We start from the raw sequence: 17105 nt of genomic DNA on the forward strand, positions 1-17105 counted from the left end.
GCGCAGGGCATCATGCCGCTCTATACCCCTGTGGCGGGGAGCTGGCTGAATATGGCGGAGTCCATCCAGCGCATCTTGGTTCGTCGGGCGTTGAGCGGCCAATGTCCAACCAGTCCGGCACAGATCATTCAATGGTTGGAGGCAACGGCGAGAGGATGGAATGCACGCCCGACCCCGTTCGTGTGGGGCGGAAAAAGAAGGGCTCGCCGTCAGCGAGCCTATGCGAGGCGCCACCCTCTGGGAGGTTCTGGAGCGCAAACCCTGCAGGTCGTCCAGTGAAAGCCTACACCCGTGGCAAGTGACCCACTAGGAATGGGCCTGCCTTGAGGTCAAACCACTGCGTCCACGAACTGCCTTCTTGGATTCGCGCTCAGGCAAAGTTCAGTCGCCGCGCTGGTAGAGCAATTTTGGAACGTCCCGGTACTTGAGGGGAAAGCGGTGACCGGGCCAAACCGCGTGCTGACTGATGGCTCTTGGCAAACGGTGGCGATCCGGTGACACAACCCCCGTCACAGGTCTCGGTTGGCGGTGCTGCTACCGTCACCCCGGAGGACAAGGCCGGGCGGCACGCCATACTGGGCTATGGCCCGCATCTTGCTGACCGGCGGACGTGCGCCGGCCACCCTTGAACTCGCCCGCTTGTTCCTGAGACGGGGCCACGAAGTCGAGGTCGCCGAAAGTTGGGGAATCTACGCCTGCCGCTTTTCCCGCGCCGCTCGGCGGCATTGGCCGCTTCCCCCGCCCCGGCAGGCGTTCGTTGCCTTTTCGGAGGCCCTGCAGCAGTTGGTCAGCCAGCGCCGCTACGACCTGCTGATTCCCACTTGTGAGGAAGTGTTCTGGGTAGCGCGGGCCAAGCCGCTGCTAGAAGCCTATGTACACGTGCTGTGCCCACCACTGGCCGAACTGCGCGAGCTGCACGACAAGCACGCATTTTCCGAGCTGATCGGGCGCTGTGGTCTGCCCGGCCCCGATACCACGCTGCTGCACAGTCCAGAAGCGGTACGCAGGTACGCGGCGGGCGCTCCGGCGTCGGTCTACAAACCCAGTTTCTCCCGGTTCGGCACCCAGACCCTGATTCGCCCGTCTTGGGCCACCCTGAGCCGCCTGCGCCCCACACCCGAGCAGCCCTGGAGCGCGCAGCCGTACAAAGCCGGTCAGGAATGGTGCGCCTACGCCGTCCTTCAGACCGGCCGCGTCGCCGCGCTGGCGGTTTATCCCTCGCAGATTCGGATAGGCGGTGCCAGCGTTTATTTTCAGGCGGCGCGGCACGCCGGGATCGAGCGCTGGATCGAGCAATTCGGCCACGCCACGCAGCTCAGCGGGCAACTGGCCTTCGACTTCAAGGAAGACGCCGACGGCCTCTGGGCCTTGGAATGCAATCCACGTCTGACCAGCGGTATTCACCTTTTTCGTGATCAACCGGAAGTGAGCGAAGTCTACTTGGGCCAGTCGTCTGCAAAACCGCTGCACGCCCAGCCAACGACGGCACTGGCCCTCAAGACGGCGATGGTGCTGGGCGGCAAATTGCGGAGCGCCCCGGAGTGGCGGGCCTGGGCCGCTGCACGCGACGTGATGTACGCGCCACACGACAAGCTGCCCGCTCTGGCTCAACCGCTGCTGGGCGCTTCACTGGCGCTGCGTGCCGCTCGGCTGCGGGTGGGCCTGCTGGCCGCCACCACCCACGACATCGAATGGAACGGTGAGGCATGAAGCTCGGAAGCGATCCTTCCCAAATCGAGTGGCCGCCCACTCCCGATGGCGACTACGCCCGGCGCGCCTTGACACCTCTACTAGAGCAGGGCGCGGCGGCGTTCGTTGCCAATGCCAAGGTGCAGATGGCGGTGTTGACGGACGCTCAGACAGCCCTGCCGATCACTTTTGATCCCGCGTGGCATGACAGTTTTACCGTATCGCCAGTCACGCACTTGGCGCATTACGCCGCGCAGGAGCTTCATCAACTGGGCGGCCGGGCAGCAGCACTGGCCGCGCCGCTGCTTAAAGGCCTAGGCCTAGGCCTGCGCGGTCTGGGATTTGAGCGGACGGTGTATGTCAACAACTGGCTGCTCTCTACCAACTTGTACCCGCACCTGACTTCGGCCCAGCTGCGGGAAGCGACCCATACCCTGCTGGCCGCCTTTCCCGATCGGCCGCTGGCGTGGCGGTCTCTGGATACGGCGCGTCATGGGCTGCTGATCGGCGCGTTGGAGGCGGCGGGCTACCTGCGGCTCCCCAGCCGCCTAGTCACGTATCAAGACCCCCGTGAGGCGGCCTTCTGGCGCAATTCCCAGTTGCGCAACGATGCCAGCCGCACCCGCCGTCCGGTGGCCGAGCCAGTTCTCCACGAGGCCTTTACTGCCGCCGACTTACGTGCAGCCCTGACGCTGTATCAGCAGTTGTATCTGGGAAAATATTCTACCTACAATCCGCAGTTCACCCTGCCTTTTTTGCAACTGGCCCACCGCGAGCGGCTGCTTGAGCTACGCGGATTACGGGTCGACGGGGTTCTGAGGGCGGTGCGCGGCAGCGTCAGTCGCGCGGGCGTCATGACCTCCCCTGTGTTCGGGTATGACCTCAGCGCTCCCCAAAAGGAAGGCTGGTACCGCCGCTTGAGTCTGGGCGTGCTGCAAGACGCCCGGCAGGAAGGCCTGCTGGTCAATGCCAGCGGCGGCGTCGGAGCCTTCAAACGCGCACGGGGGGGTGTAGCGGTGCCGGAGTACACGCTGGTCTTCGTGGCCCACCTGCCCAAAGCCCAGCAGCACACTTGGACACTCTTGGCAACCCTGCTGGAGCGTTTTCTCCTGCCGTTTCTGATCGAGAACGACCTTTAGCGCGGCTGGACTTGTGGCAGTGGTACGCGCAGTGGTGCGCTCTCGCCTGGACTGCCGACCCGTGCCGGCGCCGCCAGAGAAGGAGACCACTACCGCTGAAGGGGAGGAGGGACGGTTTCTCTGGACGGCAGTGTTGCCCTGAGCTTTTGAGGAGCACCGCGCCACACTGAACTGATCCTCCGTGCAGGCGTTGCGATATGACAACCGGGTGGCACCTGCCCGCTTGAGGGGCGAGATCAGCACGAGACCGGGCGCGGCACCAACTGCCGGATCAGGCGCACCCCCACCTCGGTCATCGAGGGCGGGCGATCTTTCCTCCAGACCAGCCCAAACGACCAGAGTGGCCCGTGCTGTAGGGGACGGGCCAGCAGACCAGGCCGCAGAGCAGCGCTGGTGAGTGGCGCGGGCAGCAGAGCAATGCCTTCTCCAGCGGCGACCAATCCAGCGAAGGCCGCAACGCCGGTGCCCCGGTACACCACCCGGAGGCTCTGCCCGGCAGGTGAGAGAGCCAGCAGCAACGTTTGTCCCGCCGTGACCGAGAGTTGAGGAAGGAGCAGACGCTCCGAGACGAGTTGGACGGCTGAAAGTCTCTCCCCGTGAGTCAGAGGATGCTGCTGGGGCAGGAGCGCTTCATAGTGACCTTCCAGCAGCGGGTGAAAGCTGAGCTTTGAGCTGCTGAGGCCCCCGAACGCGAAGGCAATGTCCAGTCGGTCGTCCAGCAGGGCCTGTTCCAGTTGGTCGGACGGCAGCACCTGAATCTCGACGCTGGCCTCTGGAAACTGGGTTCGGAAGGCCGTCAGCAGCGACGGCAGCGGGGGCACACTGCCCAGTTCTACAAAATCGAAGCCGACCCGCACGGCCTGATCGTCCAGCCCACCCGTGCGCCGCACCCGCCTCACTATGTGCGCGGCGGTCTCTAGCAGGCGGCGGGCCTCGTCCAGAAGCACCTCACCGGCGGGGGTCAGCAGCGCCCCACGGGCCGTCCGGAGAAACAGCGGCACACCCAAATCGTCTTCAAGCCCCCGAATCTGCTGGGACAACGCAGGCTGCGACAAATTCACCCGCTCGGCGGCGCGGGTAAAATTCAGTTCCTCGGCAACAGCCACAAAGAGTCGGAGCTGACGGAGATCCACCGCAGCAGTCTAGCCCGTAAGAGTCATTCGGAAAACCAATAGCTGTGCACGATATCCAATTGGATTTTTGGTCTCGGGAGGCCGACACTGTGGGCACTTCCGGGCAACGCGCACTCCTGCGCTGACCCCGCCCACCGCTTCCTGTCTGGTTCGAACGATCGCCCCGGTTGTTCGCAGGAGACCTGTGGCTTGCCCGGATCAGGAGACTGACATGTCCAACAAAAATCTCGCCTACCGATTTGCCCAGAGTCTCACCGAACGCGACGAACCCGGCTACGCCTCACTCCTTCATCCCGACTACGTGAATCACAATGCCTTTGCCGCGCCCGGCAAGGACGGATCGGTGAGCGTCTTCTTTCAGGGCTTCGTTCCGGCCCTCCCCGATTTCCGCGTGACCGTAGAAGACGTCTACGAGGACGGCGACACCCTGATCGCACGCTTCAAGTACAGCGGAACCTTCACCCACCCCCTGATGGGCTACGTACCAACCGGACAGCCCATCGAAATGCGCTCCATCGACATCTGGCGGGTTCAAGGCGGCCTGCTTGCCGAGCACTGGGACGAACTCAACACCTTAGAGGTCTTCGTTCAGATGGGCGCGGCGACCCTCAACGCTCCCGCTGCACCGGAAGTTCAGGCGTGAGGAGGCTCAGCTTTCGGTCACTATGGGGAGCAGCGCATGATGCAACGGCCAGCACTCTGAAACCTCGGTCTGGAGGGCGCTGATGACCCTGCTCAATGCCGTTCTGGTGCTGACCGGTCTGCTTTCTGCTGGCGTGGTCTACGGCACCGACATGTTCTTTGCCGTCGTGGGCCGAACCGCCCTCGCACGGACGAGTGACGCCGCCCTCACTGAGGTCATGGGCCGCTTGCATGAGGTGGGGGACGCCCGGATGCCGTTGTTCGGTGTGACTGCCCTGCTTTCCACCCTTGCGCTGGTGTTCACGACAGGCGCAGGCTCTCGGCCCAGCGTGTTTGCCGGACTGGCGTTGGTTGGGCTGGCCGCCCAATTGACGGCTTATTTCCGGGGAGCACAGCCGGTCAACCATGCTCAGACGGCAGCGGCCCAGCAGGGCATCGTTCCTCCAGCGGCGCGTGCCCTTCAAACGCGCTGGGACAGCGTTATCGTCCTGCGGGCGGTAGGTATGACGCTGGGGGTCTTGGGATTGGGCCTGTGCGCGTTGTGGATTCGGTAACGGGCCGGAGCAGAGTTGACGACGCCTCTGCTGGAGTACAGGCTGTGGTGGCGGGAGTGTACAGAGAGTGCAAGGGAATCCCTGCGCCCTCCGAGTAGGTCTGCCTCCCCCCCATCGCCTGACAGCCTGCTCTCACACCCTCAGCAGTCACGGCGTTCAGCCAGAGGCGACCCTCTCATATCCCGCCCAACCCAGCATCTCTGGCACCCCCCGAGCCGTTTGGTTCTGCCGAATCTGGGATGCTGCCCTATAACGTGAGGAGTGCGGCGCGGGGCGCATCCGGCCTGACCAAGTGAACGCCGTGAGGCACCACTAAGTTGTGATATCACCCACTGCCTAGCGGAATTTCAGCGTCGATCAGACTCTTCTCAAGGTGCCGTAGCGCCCTCCAAACGGCCTCCAACAAACACACCAACGTATCAGAATAGTTTTGACATATCAGAATTATTCTGATACGGTTTGGGCACACGGGAGGCGAAAACATGCAGTTGGGTTCGCGAATCCGTGCGCGTCGGCGGCATCTGGGGCTTACCCTCAAGGCCGTCAGTGAAACCAGTGGGCTGTCTGTTCCCTACCTCTCCCAGATCGAGCGCCATCAGGCCAATCCCACCGTCACTTCGCTCGCCAGTATTGCCCGCGCCCTCGGCGTAAATCTGACCTTTTTCGTGCCGGAAGACCGGCATGAAACCGCCGTGACCCGCCGTGACGCTCAGACCTTTCTTCATTTGCAGGAGTTGCCTTACCGGGTCAGCAGTTTGGCTGGCCGGGGTACCGATCTTCAGTTGGAACCGTTGCTGATTCATCTTCAGCCGCGCTCCGAGTCTGCGCCCAACAGCCACCTCGGGGAAGAGTTCCTGCATGTCTTGCAGGGCCAGCTCATTTTGACGGTCGGCGCAGAGCGCTTTGAACTCGGCCCCGGCGACAGCGCCCACCATCCCAGCACCACGCCCCATGCTTGGGCCAATCCGAGTGACACCCAAACGCTTCTCCTGTGGATTGGAACCCCCCGGTTGTTCTAAGCGTTCCGCAGCGCTCCCAGCTTTTGTAGTCGTCTATCTTCACGGCGCCTGGAGGTTTTATGGAACGGCTCACCCTTACGGCTCAGGCGTCCACCGGCACGTTCCAGCGCTTGCCTGCCCACACCGGCCAGTTGTTTTTGCCCGCAGGCACCGTGTTGCCGCCCACCAGCCACCCTCAAGACGAGATCTCGTTCCTCCTCTCCGGCTCGCTGCGTGCGGTCAGCGGGGATCAACACTACCTGCTGCGCGGCGGCGACGTGACCCTGATTCCGGCAGGCGAGGTGCATTCCGGCGAAGTCCTCGAAGACCTCACCCTCTGCTACGTCTTGCTGGAACGCCCGTGAGCCTCGGCTGGCTGATCCGGCGCGTGTTGCTGGCCCTCATGGCGGCCCTTGGCGTCAGCGTGTTGGTGTTTACCTTGCTGCGGCTGGTGCCCGGCGACGTGGTCACGCAACTGATCGGCCTGGAGGGGAACGTCAGTGCCGAACAACAAGCAGAGATGCGGCGGCTGTTCGGGTTAGATCAGCCGATTTGGATGCAGTTCGGGACGTGGTTGATCGCGCTGATGCAGGGAGATCTGGGCGTCAGCCTGCGAACCGACCGCCCGGTGTTTCAAGACCTCTTGCTGCGCTTTCCCGTCACGCTGCAACTCACGGCGATGGCCCTGTTCTTTGCCGTGCTGGTGGGCTTGCCGCTGGGCATTCTCGCGGCATTGCGGCGCGGGCAGGCCGCCGATCTGTTGTCCAGCGGCTTTGTCCTGATCGGGTTGGCGGCTCCCGAATTCTGGTTGGCCATTCTGATGATTCTGTTGTTCAGCCTCAATCTGGGTTGGTTTCCGCCCAACGGCTACGTCTCGCCTGCCGAATCCGTGTGGGGCAATCTCCGCAGCATGTTTTTACCTGCGCTGGCCCTCAGCTTCAGCTTGGCCGCCGCCACCACCCGGATCGTGCGGGCCAGCCTGCTCGACGTGCTGTCTCAGGATTACATTCGCACAGCCCGCGCCAAGGGACTGCGGGCGAGTACGGTCATCATGCGCCACGCCCTGCGCAACGCCATGATTCCGGTGGTGACCGTGATCGGCCTCCAAGTCGGCAACTTGCTGGGCGGCGCGGTCATCATCGAGCAACTGTTCGGGCTGCCCGGCGTGGGGCGCTTTGCCCTAGAAGGCATCAACCTGCGCGATTATCCGGTGGTGCAGGGCGCGGTGCTGTGGATCGCCGTGAGCTTCGTGCTGGTGAATGTGGTCGTAGACCTGCTGTACAGCGTCATCGACCGCCGGGTGGTGTATTCGTGACCGCCGTGACTGGCTCAAACGCGGGGTTGGCTCCCCTCTCCCCCACTCGCCGGGCCGTGCGACTCTTTTTCCGCACGCCCAGCGGTGTGGCGGGGTTGGTTCTGGTCTTGATCGTGGTGGCCGCCGCCCTGCTCGCCCCAGTGCTGGCCCCCTACGACCCCGTGCAGTACGCGCCCATCGACCGGATGCAGGGGCCGTCGCTGCGCCATCTTCTGGGCACCGACTTGTATGGCCGCGACCTGCTCTCACGGGTCATCTTCGGCAGCCGCATCAGCCTTTCGGTGAGTCTGATCAGCGTCACGTTGGCCCTGCTGATCGGCGGATTGTTGGGGGCGCTGGCGGGCTATTACCTGCGCTGGGTCGATACCCTGATCATGCGCGTCACCGATGTGCTGCTGGCCTTTCCCGCCATCTTGCTGGCTATCGCGCTGCTGGCCTTTTTGGGAGGTGGATTCTGGAACCTGACCCTCGCCATCGCGGTGGCCTATATCGCGCCCTTCGCCCGCGTCGTGCGGGCCGCCGTCCTGCGAACCCGCGACACCATGTATGTCGAAGCCAGCACAGCGCTGGGCGCGTCCGATCCCCGGCTGTTGTGGCGGCACGTGCTCCCCAACTCTACTGGCCCGGTGCTGGTCGAAGTGAGCTTGCGGCTCGCCTACGCCATCCTCGGTGAAGCGGCGCTCAGTTTTCTGGGACTCGGCACCCAGCCGCCCGCTCCCGCTTGGGGCCAGATGATCGCCGATGGCCGCCCTTTTCTGGAAACCAACCCGTGGATTTCTATCGCGCCCGGCCTCGCCATCATGGTCACGGTGCTGGGCTTCAATCTGCTGGGCGACGCCCTGCGTGACGCCCTCGACCCCCGGCTGAGCCGTTAACATACCTCTCCAGTCTCAATGTTCTGCTTTAGATGTACTGCCCCGTTGCCCCTATAGGAGGGAGCCATGCCAATCCAATCCCGATCTGTTCGTCCCCTGACCGTCACGCTTCTCTTGGCCCTCTCCGGCGCAGTGATCGGGTCAGCCCACGCCCAGACCGCTGGCGGGATTCTGCGGGCAGGCATGCAGGCCGATCCAGTGGGCTTAGACCCACATGTCACCGAGGCCACGTCCACCCGCAACCAGTTGGAGAATGTGTACGACACGCTCGTGGCCTTCGACAGCGCGGGCAAGATCGTGCCCTCGCTCGCCACCCGCTGGACGGTCAGCAAGGACAACCTGACGTGGACTTTTACCCTCCGCAGCGGGGTCAAGTTTCACAACGGACGCGCACTGGACGCCAGCGACGTGGCCTACTCCATCAACCGGATCAAGAACCCGGCCACCAAATCACCCCGCATCGGAGATTTCGATTTGGTCAAAAGCGTGACGGCGCCCAGCAAGTCCACCGTAGTCCTCACGCTCAGTAAGCCGTTTTCGCCGCTGCTCAGCAAGTTGGCCTTTACGCTCAATGTAATCGTGCCCAAAGAGGCCGCCGCCACCCTCAATACCCGCCCCGTGGGAACCGGCCCCTTCCGGTTCGTCGAGTACGTGCCCCAGACCCGCATGGTGCTGCGGAAAAATCCAGACTTTTGGGGCAAAGACGCCAAGGGCAACAAACTGCCTTACCTCGACGGCATCACCTACAGCTATCTGCCCGATCCCACCGCCCGCGTCACGGCGCTCCGCACCGGCACGGTGGACTGGATCGAGTATGTGCCTTCTACCGACATCACCAGTCTGAAGGCCAATACCGCCGTGAACGTGTTGGGTGGCCCCGCCGCCAACTACCGCGCCCTGTTCTTCAATGTGAATGAAAAACCGCTGAACGATCCCCGCGTGCGGCGGGCCATCGCGTATGCCATCAACAATCAGGAGATCGTGGATGTGGCCCTCTTGGGTGTGGGCGGCTTGGCCTCGGCGGGAACAACCTTTCCCAACGGCAGCTACTACGCCAAACCAGACCCCAGCTACGGCAAACCCAATCTGGACAAAGCCCGCGCCCTGCTGAAACAAGCCGGACTTCCCAACGGATTTACCCTGAATCTCAAAGTGACCAGCACCTACGATTTCCTCCGGATCCCCGCCGAAATCTTGCAGGCGCAGTTGGCCCCCATCGGCATCAAGGTCAACATTACGGCTCTGGAATGGAGCGTGTACTTGCCCGATATTCTGAAGAAGAACTATATGGCGACCATTTTGGGCGAGAGTGGACAAGGCGATCCCGACGACTATCTGTACACGCCTTTTGCTTCGGACAGCGGAGGCAACCTGACCAATTTCAAGGACGCCACCATTGACGGCTGGCTGGATCAGGGCCGCCAAATCTCAGACGCGGCTGCCCGCAAAGCGCTGTATGCCAAGGTGCAGCAACGCCTCGTCGATCTCAGCCCGATGGTGTTCCTCTATTCCAGCACCCAGTACGAAGCCGCCAGAAAAGCCGTACAAGGCTACCAACACTTTCCCAACACCAGCTATATCGGTCTGCGTACCACTTGGCTAAAACGCTGAGCGAACCTGAGTAACAGCAGACAAGGGGCGGCTGAAAGGCCGCCCTGTGCTGTGTAGCGTGAGCGGAGGGGCCGGAACAGAGCCCCCAATCGCCGCCCTGCTGCGGCAGCGGTCAACGTGCTGCTGAGTTGCGGCCTCCAAAACGAACTGACCCCATTGGCACTGAGTTCTCACGCTATGCCCCGTATAGACGACATCCCTGAGCGATCCACCGAAACGCAGAGAGGTCAGCGCTCTGATTAAAAAGGTCAAACGATCAAACCTGAGCTTTAATCAATCTCCTCAACAAACCACTTCAGTCTTTTAAGAAAGCTGGGGGAAAACAAGGCTGTTTTGGGTCCCGGTTTCCGACGACACACCTGAGCGGTATGGCCCCCCCCGGACAACATACCTGAGCGGTTACCGACGACACACTTGAGCGATTTTGTACGACACACCTGAGCGATTGTCCTAATTTAAACCGTGCTGCACAGTATAGTTGCGCGGCCAGTTGATGATGATCATCAATGGAGTTATTCAAATCTTTTCTATCAGAGAAGGTAAAATTCATCAATCACAGCATCAATTACAGGGGGCTGCGTGACTGGCAAACTTACCCGCTTCGACGAACTGAACTTGTCACGGCTCAATCTGATCTCCGCTGTCGATCAGGCCGAGGTCACGGAATGGGACGTGAGCTTGCCTCGGTTTCGCGGCTCTTCCGCACTCCCGGTGCCGCGGGTTTACTCAGGCACCCTGTGCCAGAAGGCGTGTGAATGCGGATACGCGAGTTTTAGCGCGGGGACATCCAGCCAGATGATCCACGACCCGAAGCACATTCAGCGCTGAGGCAGTGGAGAGGTGTTGCAGACGCGTTGTAGCCAGCCCGTAATAGCGTGACCGGCGCATGCCGGTCACCCGCACGCCGACAGATAGGGTTCCTTCGACTCCAGCGCGTGTGGCGTACAGGGCCGCAAACTCCTGGGTCTGCGCCCAAGAGCGCCACGCCAACACTGCCAGGTGCCGCTCCTGTCCTTGAATCGTGACAGTACGCCGTGCCGCTGTGGTGCAGTCCACTTTGAGGGCACAGTTCTTGCCCTGCGTGCCTGAGAACTTGATGCTGACTCCGGCTCGTTGGCGGGCCTCCAGTGCGTCCGTCCAACTCGCACTGATCCGCAGGTCAGTATCTGTGCCTCCCAGTCGATCTTGAACTGCTCTGCTGCACATCCCTTTCCAGCCTCCGCTTGCCACCGCTCATCTGATCGGGCCGGCCCGATCAGCTTCAGCGGGTGAGCCTTCTGCTCGCTCACCCGCACCCCGGTGCTGAGATCGCCCAGATCCACCAGATGCGACTCAGGCAACAACACTCTTGCCGCCAAGTGATGATGTCCGTCTTCCAACACATCAACATTTTGGGTGGTGGCAGGACACGTCTCTCCATGGGTGATCAGCCGCCGCAGGTCGGGATCACACCTCTACCGGGAGATGCACTGTGTCGCCGACCCACGACGCCCTGCGCTTTGTGCTGGATCGGGCGTCAACATCATCGGGCGAGCTCACGAAGTCGGCGCTCGGCGGAAGTTCATCTCCCGTCCGCCACCGCAGTCTTCCCGCCTCAGGATGGGTGAAGTTCTGGAGCCAGACGTTCCACAGGACGGGGCTGTGATTCACCAGCCTGCCGTCTGGGCAAGAGCATCCACGCGGGCCAGCCTGTTCTCATAGACTGTTTCAAACCTGGCTTTGACTCAAGCGATACGTCGCCTTGAGTGAATCGTGACAACTGATTTTTCCACCCCTGCTCGCTTTAGCCCTCTGCCTCGGCGGGTGGCGTCTGTCCTCTAGAGCCTGCCCATGAACAAGACCCCCGCTTCCGCCTAGGCAACCGAGGGCGAAAGCGTCGCCGTTCACACCCATGACGGCACCGCCTGCATGACCAAGAAGGGCCAGTTGTCCGGCCGCTATGACTGCCGTGCCCACACCACCCCGCCTGCGGAGTTCATTCTTGCCGATGAGTCTGGTCTGGGCTGTGCCTCACGTCCTTCTGGTCATGTGGGCGGTATACCCGCCACCGGGCCACTGCCACCCGCCAGTGACGCTCGAACCATCTGCACTGAACGTTCCCTGGTAAAACGCCGGAGAATCCCGGTAACTGCCCCAGATGGTGAGTGTGTCCTGGGCAATCTCGTAGACATAATCGAGGGTCATGCCGTCCGTAAAACTGTAGACCCGTGTGCAGATGTCGTCTGAGGGCTGACCTTCAAAAGGGTGGAGATGCCCGATCATCTCAAGGCCTTTGATGCTCCTGCCATGGTGCAGGAGGTCAAAATGCTGCACGAGGAAAAACCTGCCCTCCGTCCACTCATACCGCACCTGTCCCGTGGCGTCCCCACTGATGTCCCAGGTGCCGACCAGACGCTGCAGAGTGTCGAGATCCGGATGGGGTTGAAGCGCTTCTTGGGTCATGTCGATCCTCCTGGGATAAGCCTGAGAACAGCCAAAGCTCGGATGGCTGTTCAGAGTGTAGGCCACCTGGAGCCGCCACCCCACAGCGCACAGCCATTGGCTTGTTGCTCTTATCAAGCGTCGAGCACCCGGCGTTGACCCCAGCCATCGGTCACTGCACGTGAAACGTACCAGCCGGGTTCCTCACCCCTCTCTGCCTTGGCTCTCTGCCTCGGCGGGCTGCCCGTTGCTCTGAAGGCGTAATTATGACCCAGCGTGAACCCGTGCCACCCGCCTGTTGGCCGGCCGTCAACCGGCCCACTCCCGCCGCAACGCAAGCGCCCGAACGCCTGAATCTGTCTGGATCAGCTCCTCGTCTCACTGACCCGCCGGGTGCTGGCTCCCCGGATTCAGGTCGGCCCCACCATTTGTCCGACTCCCCGCACTCAAATAAATGTCCACCAGTACCGCCGCCTTAAGCAGGCCATTCAAGCTCGGGGCCGGCAGTCAAGCCCGCCGCGATGTGGACGCGCTCTACAATCTCGCGCCGTCCGCCGCCGCACACCCGAATCTGGCGCTGAGCTGGCATGGCTACGTCACCGGGGGGGGCCTCTCCGACGTGTTTTTCCAGCATTCCAGCGGCACCATGCAGTTCTCGCCCCACCGCAACGGCGACCTGCGGGAAGCGGTGTTGGCAATCTACGCGCTCTGCAGCCTGACCGGAGTGTGAGAACACCGGTGTTGACATGCTGCCCTGGCCGGAGTCACCGAAAAACCCTGAATGAAGTGCATTTGCAGCTCTGCGGTGCGCTTTTTTCTTTTGGCGCTTTGGAGGTCGGCCCACCGTCCGTTAACACCCCAGGTTAGGGATCACTTGGTAACCACACATTTCGAGTTGGTTGGCGGCATCGCTCAGGGCTGTCAGAACCACGAGGGTCTCATCGGCGTTGTAGCGCCTAGATTTACTCTGCATCGGGTTGCAAGGCCCGCATCGGATTGCGGGCTTTCTTCTTAGAGGTGGAACCGAATGCAACTGGAAGACGGGATGGGATGACACCACCCACCTCCCAACCGCCCCCAAACAACACTGTTCCCGCCCGCGCTCTCGGCTGCTGGGCGGCTTCTTTTGGCCTCGCTTTCGCCGGGAGGCTCTTGATCTGTACGCTCGCACGTCCGCCCTGGGCTGTGGCTCAAGGCTTTCTCCTCGCTCCCACTCTTGAGGTGTGTTTCATCCTGTAATCCAGCGAACTTTCCCAGGGGTTCTACTGGAGAAGATAGTGCCCGTATGGATCGCCGCATTCCTCAAACAGAGCTGACCAAAGGATCCAGGTTGGTGACTACTTAGCAGGGGATCTGGACGCGGGTAAGCGGATAGAGTAGGGGCATCTCTGACGATGCCTGCCCAAACTGCACCAAACTTGAAGCTCAGCTTGCCGAAGTGCTCGCTGAGCTTCAAGAGGTCAAGGCACGACTCAGTCTGAACAGCACGACCTCGCATCAACCTCCGAGCCAGGACAAGCCGTGGATCCCAAAGAGTGAGCGCCAGAAGACCGGCCGGTCTTCTGGCGCTCAAGTGGGTCACCCAGGCAAGACATTGAAGATGATCGAACACCCAGACGAGGTCGTGACGCTCCCCGTCACTGGGCACTGTGGATGTGGTCAAGCCTGGGATACGGTGACGGTCAGTGATGAACTGGCGCGGCAGGTCCTCGACCTGCCCAAGATTCGTCTGCATGCAGTGGAATACCGTGCCCAAGTGAAGGTCTGTCCAACCTGTCATCACCGCGAGCAGGCTGCCTTCCCCACGCACGTTCCGGGTCAGGTGCAGTAAGGTCCCCGTATGCACGGTCTGGCCACCCTGCTGAACGTCGTGCACTTCGTTCCCCTGAAACGCACCTCGAACATTCTGGAGGCCATCTGTGGAGCCAAGCTCAGTGACGGCACTATCGCCTTGGGTCTGACTGTGGCCGCTGGGCGTCTGGCCGCTTTTGAGACAGAGCTCAAAGCCGCGCTGCTGAATCAGCCCGTCCTCCATGCGGATGAGACCGGCAGCAAGGTGAAGGGGAAGTTGGCTTGGATGCATGTGGTGAGCTGCAAGCAGCTCACGCTATACGGGCATCACGAGCAACGAGGGTACGCGGCCCTGAAGGACATGGACGTCCTTCCCCGCTTCAGGGGCACCCTGATGCATGACGCTTGGAGCACGTATTTCCAGCTTCCTGCACAGCATGCCCTGTGTAACGCCCATCTCCTCAGGGAGTTGAGGTATCTGGCCGAAGGGCATGAGCAGACGTGGGCAGCGGAACTACGTAGCGCCATGCAGCGCGTCTATCACGCGAACAAAGCAGGCACACTGACTTCAGAAGGAAGAGCGGTGTTCTTGCAACAGTTTGATGCTCTGGTGCACTTGGGGTTGGAGACCAACCCTAGAGCCCAATCCATCCTCGGACAGCGGGGCCGAGTGAAGCAGACCCGTGGACGCAACTTGGCGCTGCGGTGCCAGCGGCACCGCGAGGCAATACTGCGCTTTCTTGACGACGAACAGGTGCCCTTTGACAACAATCAGGCGGAGCGGGACATTCGAATGGCTTGTGTCAAGCGCAAAGTTTCCGGCGGCTTTCGCTCAGCGGAGGGTGGTATGAACTTTTGCCGCATTCGTAGCTATACTTCGACGCTGTATAAGCAAGGTAGGAATCTTTGGGATGGTCTTGTGAGCATCTTCCGCAACGACATCCTTATGCCTAACTTCTCGTAATGAGCAGTTACTGAAAAAGTTTAAAGACCTTTATTAAAGGAAAGTTGTGACAAAAATACTTCTATCTGACTTTCTAACCTCAGAAATTTCTATAAAGGGCAGTACTAGTTTAAAAGATTTTCAAAATATGTTCGAAGCCGTATTTAACGTTCATCCAATGGAGGACGGTACAATTCAGGTTTCTGATAGAAACATAGTTGCTTTTTTTGATAAGACAGGCCTATACAGATTTGAGATACTCGTCATTGACGGCCCATACTCTGATGCTATTGATATGCAAGGATTGAGACTTGAAGAAGAAAGAGAAATTATTGTGTGGCTCCATGAAAAAGATATTTGTTTTAAGGAATTGGTTTTAGAATCAGACGAAACAGGCGTGACTTACCAGATTACTTTTCCCAGTAAAGCTGATGCCATCATCATTTCTGGTAAAGTACGAAGAATTGCTAAAAGTTACTAATAGAATGAAAGATCTCAGATAGCTACTCAGCACGAGGCCGAATCTTGTGCTGAGTAGCTACCCAGGTTGTACGTTCGGAACGGCTGGGCACGCCTCCCGGTCACGGTCTTGGACGTCACGGAGGAACGCATCATCGTGTGCAATGGGGCAGGCCTCCGGGAAGAATATTTACGTGATGGCCGTGAGGTCTTGTGGGCCATCCAAAGTTTTGATGCTGTTTCCGCCAGTTATCTCAGTTTGAACTGATTTTCATTCACGTCCACCGCCCACGCACTCGGGGGCTGGGCGGTTCTTCTTGGCCGATGTGGGGAGGCCCTGCCAAGAGGCCCACCGACACAGACGGCAATCCTCCTGATCCACTCGATGTTTGCTGAGACAGCGCAGGCAGCGTGGTCGGTCAGGTCATCAGATCCCCATCACCTCCGGCGACAATGTTGAGCCATGCGATTTCTCCTGCTTCCCTTCCTGCTGCTCGCCAGCTCTGCCACCGCACAAGCTGTCCCCGCTCCCTTGAACGGCATCTGGCAACTCAACGACCTGACGGTCTTCGGGAAGGCCCAAACAGCTTTGCCCTCCACCCAATTGGTGATCTCTGGCGGGCAACTGCGCGGCATGATCGGCTGCGGCACGTACTCCGGCACCATCGCCGCCGCAAACAATCAGATCAAGCTGCAGGTCACACCATTGCCACCCCGTGCCAATGAGCGGTGTCTCTACGCCCTGCCTGGAGCCTTTCATGGGGCCTTAAATGCTTCTGGGCACTACATCATCAGTGGAGACACCCGGGTTTTGGTACTGTTTTCCACAACGACTCGGCTCACGTTCCAGCGCATCGGCTACGTGACCCCAGTCAAGCCCTAGACCTGCTGAACTGAAGACAGATACACCGAGACGGCCCGCAGTCAGAGCGGGCCGTCTCGGTGTAGAGCGTGATGGAGGGAGCCAGTGTTGATCCATGCGACTTACGGCGTGCACCAACTCACCGCCCAGTCGTCCAGAGGACGGCGGCGCTTGGCCTCGACGCGCCGCCCATCCAGCAAGGCCCACACATCCACTTCCTCACTGTGACGTCTCCACCAGAGCAGGGGTTTGACGTGTCTTCCGACTCGTCGTACTGGCTGATCCGCTTCATTGGGCACACCCGTCAACAGGCCCAAATTGCCTTGAGACACCAACTTCATCTCTTCAGTGTGGCGTGCCGCTCTCACACGGGTGTCACGCGCCTGGTTGGCAGTGGGGGCAACTTACCCCCATCCCCTGCTTAGTGTCCTCGGGCCTGCTGAAGGACCAGCAGCAACAAGGCCAGGTCTATGCCGAGAAATACGTAGGAGAGGGGCGTGATCCAGTGGTCTGGGAGGTGCTTTCGTCGTTTGCGTCGTCTGGTCTTCTTACGTGGCATGGACTTGCCAACCTAGCACCGGTGAGGAACGGCAGAGGACTGCGCTCGATGCTCTGGAGACAAAACAAGCAGTCGCGCGGGCCTGCTCTGTGGAAGAACGGATACCGAGCGGTC

Annotated in this window: 16 protein-coding genes and 1 pseudogene; 14 read left to right on the forward strand and 3 right to left on the reverse strand. The window is 60.8% G+C overall.

What is annotated here, in order from left to right:
- Nucleotides 1-582 precede the first annotated feature (582 nt).
- Nucleotides 583-1710, forward strand: a complete 1128-nt coding sequence (locus tag E7T06_RS07520) for a hypothetical protein (protein WP_136365218.1) — start codon at nt 583-585, stop codon at nt 1708-1710.
- On the forward strand, nt 1707-2828 hold the full coding sequence (locus E7T06_RS07525) for a GNAT family N-acetyltransferase (protein WP_136365219.1): 1122 nt from the start codon (nt 1707-1709) through the stop codon (nt 2826-2828). Before E7T06_RS07520 ends, E7T06_RS07525 begins: the two co-directional genes overlap by 4 nt.
- 236 nt (nt 2829-3064) lie before the next feature.
- On the opposite strand, the gene E7T06_RS07530 is transcribed toward E7T06_RS07525, so the two are convergent.
- Complete coding sequence (locus E7T06_RS07530) at nt 3065-3961, reverse strand: LysR substrate-binding domain-containing protein (RefSeq protein ID WP_136365220.1); 897 nt, start codon at nt 3959-3961, stop codon at nt 3065-3067.
- Between the two features lie 211 nt (nt 3962-4172).
- Here E7T06_RS07530 and E7T06_RS07535 point away from each other — a divergent pair, with 211 nt between their 5' ends.
- The 8 genes from E7T06_RS07535 to E7T06_RS07570 all read left to right on the forward strand — a co-directional run bounded on the left by E7T06_RS07535 (nt 4173) and on the right by E7T06_RS07570 (nt 10784).
- Entirely contained in the window at nt 4173-4604 is a 432-nt protein-coding gene (locus E7T06_RS07535; protein WP_136365221.1) for an ester cyclase, read from the forward strand.
- An 82-nt stretch (nt 4605-4686) separates the two neighbouring features.
- On the forward strand, nt 4687-5157 hold the full coding sequence (locus E7T06_RS07540; protein ID WP_136365222.1) for a DUF1772 domain-containing protein: 471 nt from the start codon (nt 4687-4689) through the stop codon (nt 5155-5157).
- 482 nt (nt 5158-5639) lie between these two features.
- Complete coding sequence (locus E7T06_RS07545; protein ID WP_136365223.1) at nt 5640-6176, forward strand: XRE family transcriptional regulator; 537 nt, start codon at nt 5640-5642, stop codon at nt 6174-6176.
- 59 nt (nt 6177-6235) lie between these two features.
- Nucleotides 6236-6520 (forward strand): cupin domain-containing protein, encoded by a 285-nt coding sequence (locus tag E7T06_RS07550; protein ID WP_136365224.1) that lies wholly within the window; start codon nt 6236-6238, stop codon nt 6518-6520.
- The gene (locus E7T06_RS07555) at nt 6517-7470 is read left to right on the forward strand and encodes an ABC transporter permease (protein WP_205750848.1); all 954 of its coding nucleotides are present in this window, start codon (nt 6517-6519) and stop codon (nt 7468-7470) included. Before E7T06_RS07550 ends, E7T06_RS07555 begins: the two co-directional genes overlap by 4 nt.
- A complete protein-coding gene (locus E7T06_RS07560; RefSeq protein WP_240740903.1) occupies nt 7467-8345 on the forward strand; it encodes an ABC transporter permease in 879 nt (292 codons plus the stop codon). The genes E7T06_RS07555 and E7T06_RS07560 overlap by 4 nt, the downstream gene beginning before the upstream one ends.
- A gap of 66 nt (nt 8346-8411) precedes the next feature.
- On the forward strand, nt 8412-9956 hold the full coding sequence (locus E7T06_RS07565) for an ABC transporter substrate-binding protein (RefSeq protein ID WP_136365225.1): 1545 nt from the start codon (nt 8412-8414) through the stop codon (nt 9954-9956).
- Nucleotides 9957-10535: 579 nt separating this feature from the next.
- On the forward strand, nt 10536-10784 hold the full coding sequence (locus E7T06_RS07570) for a hypothetical protein (protein ID WP_136365226.1): 249 nt from the start codon (nt 10536-10538) through the stop codon (nt 10782-10784).
- 1182 nt (nt 10785-11966) lie between these two features.
- Here the strand turns inward: E7T06_RS07570 and E7T06_RS07580 are convergent.
- On the reverse strand, nt 11967-12398 hold the full coding sequence (locus E7T06_RS07580) for a hypothetical protein (protein ID WP_136365228.1): 432 nt from the start codon (nt 12396-12398) through the stop codon (nt 11967-11969).
- Between the two features lie 433 nt (nt 12399-12831).
- Here E7T06_RS07580 and E7T06_RS07585 point away from each other — a divergent pair, with 433 nt between their 5' ends.
- The 4 genes and pseudogenes from E7T06_RS07585 to E7T06_RS07600 all read left to right on the forward strand — a co-directional run bounded on the left by E7T06_RS07585 (nt 12832) and on the right by E7T06_RS07600 (nt 16453).
- Nucleotides 12832-13107, forward strand: coding sequence for a hypothetical protein (locus E7T06_RS07585; RefSeq protein WP_136365229.1), 276 nt, complete (start codon nt 12832-12834; stop codon nt 13105-13107).
- Between the two features lie 654 nt (nt 13108-13761).
- Nucleotides 13762-15132, forward strand: a pseudogene (locus E7T06_RS07590) (IS66 family transposase).
- 46 nt (nt 15133-15178) lie between these two features.
- Nucleotides 15179-15592 (forward strand): hypothetical protein, encoded by a 414-nt coding sequence (locus E7T06_RS07595; RefSeq protein WP_136365230.1) that lies wholly within the window; start codon nt 15179-15181, stop codon nt 15590-15592.
- Between the two features lie 441 nt (nt 15593-16033).
- Entirely contained in the window at nt 16034-16453 is a 420-nt protein-coding gene (locus tag E7T06_RS07600; RefSeq protein ID WP_136365231.1) for an META domain-containing protein, read from the forward strand.
- Between the two features lie 101 nt (nt 16454-16554).
- On the opposite strand, the gene E7T06_RS07605 is transcribed toward E7T06_RS07600, so the two are convergent.
- A complete protein-coding gene (locus E7T06_RS07605; protein WP_136365232.1) occupies nt 16555-16773 on the reverse strand; it encodes a hypothetical protein in 219 nt (72 codons plus the stop codon).
- Between the last annotated feature and the right edge of the window lie 332 nt (nt 16774-17105).

Source organism: Deinococcus sp. Arct2-2, assembly GCF_004801315.1.
In the GTDB taxonomy this organism is placed as follows: domain Bacteria; phylum Deinococcota; class Deinococci; order Deinococcales; family Deinococcaceae; genus Deinococcus.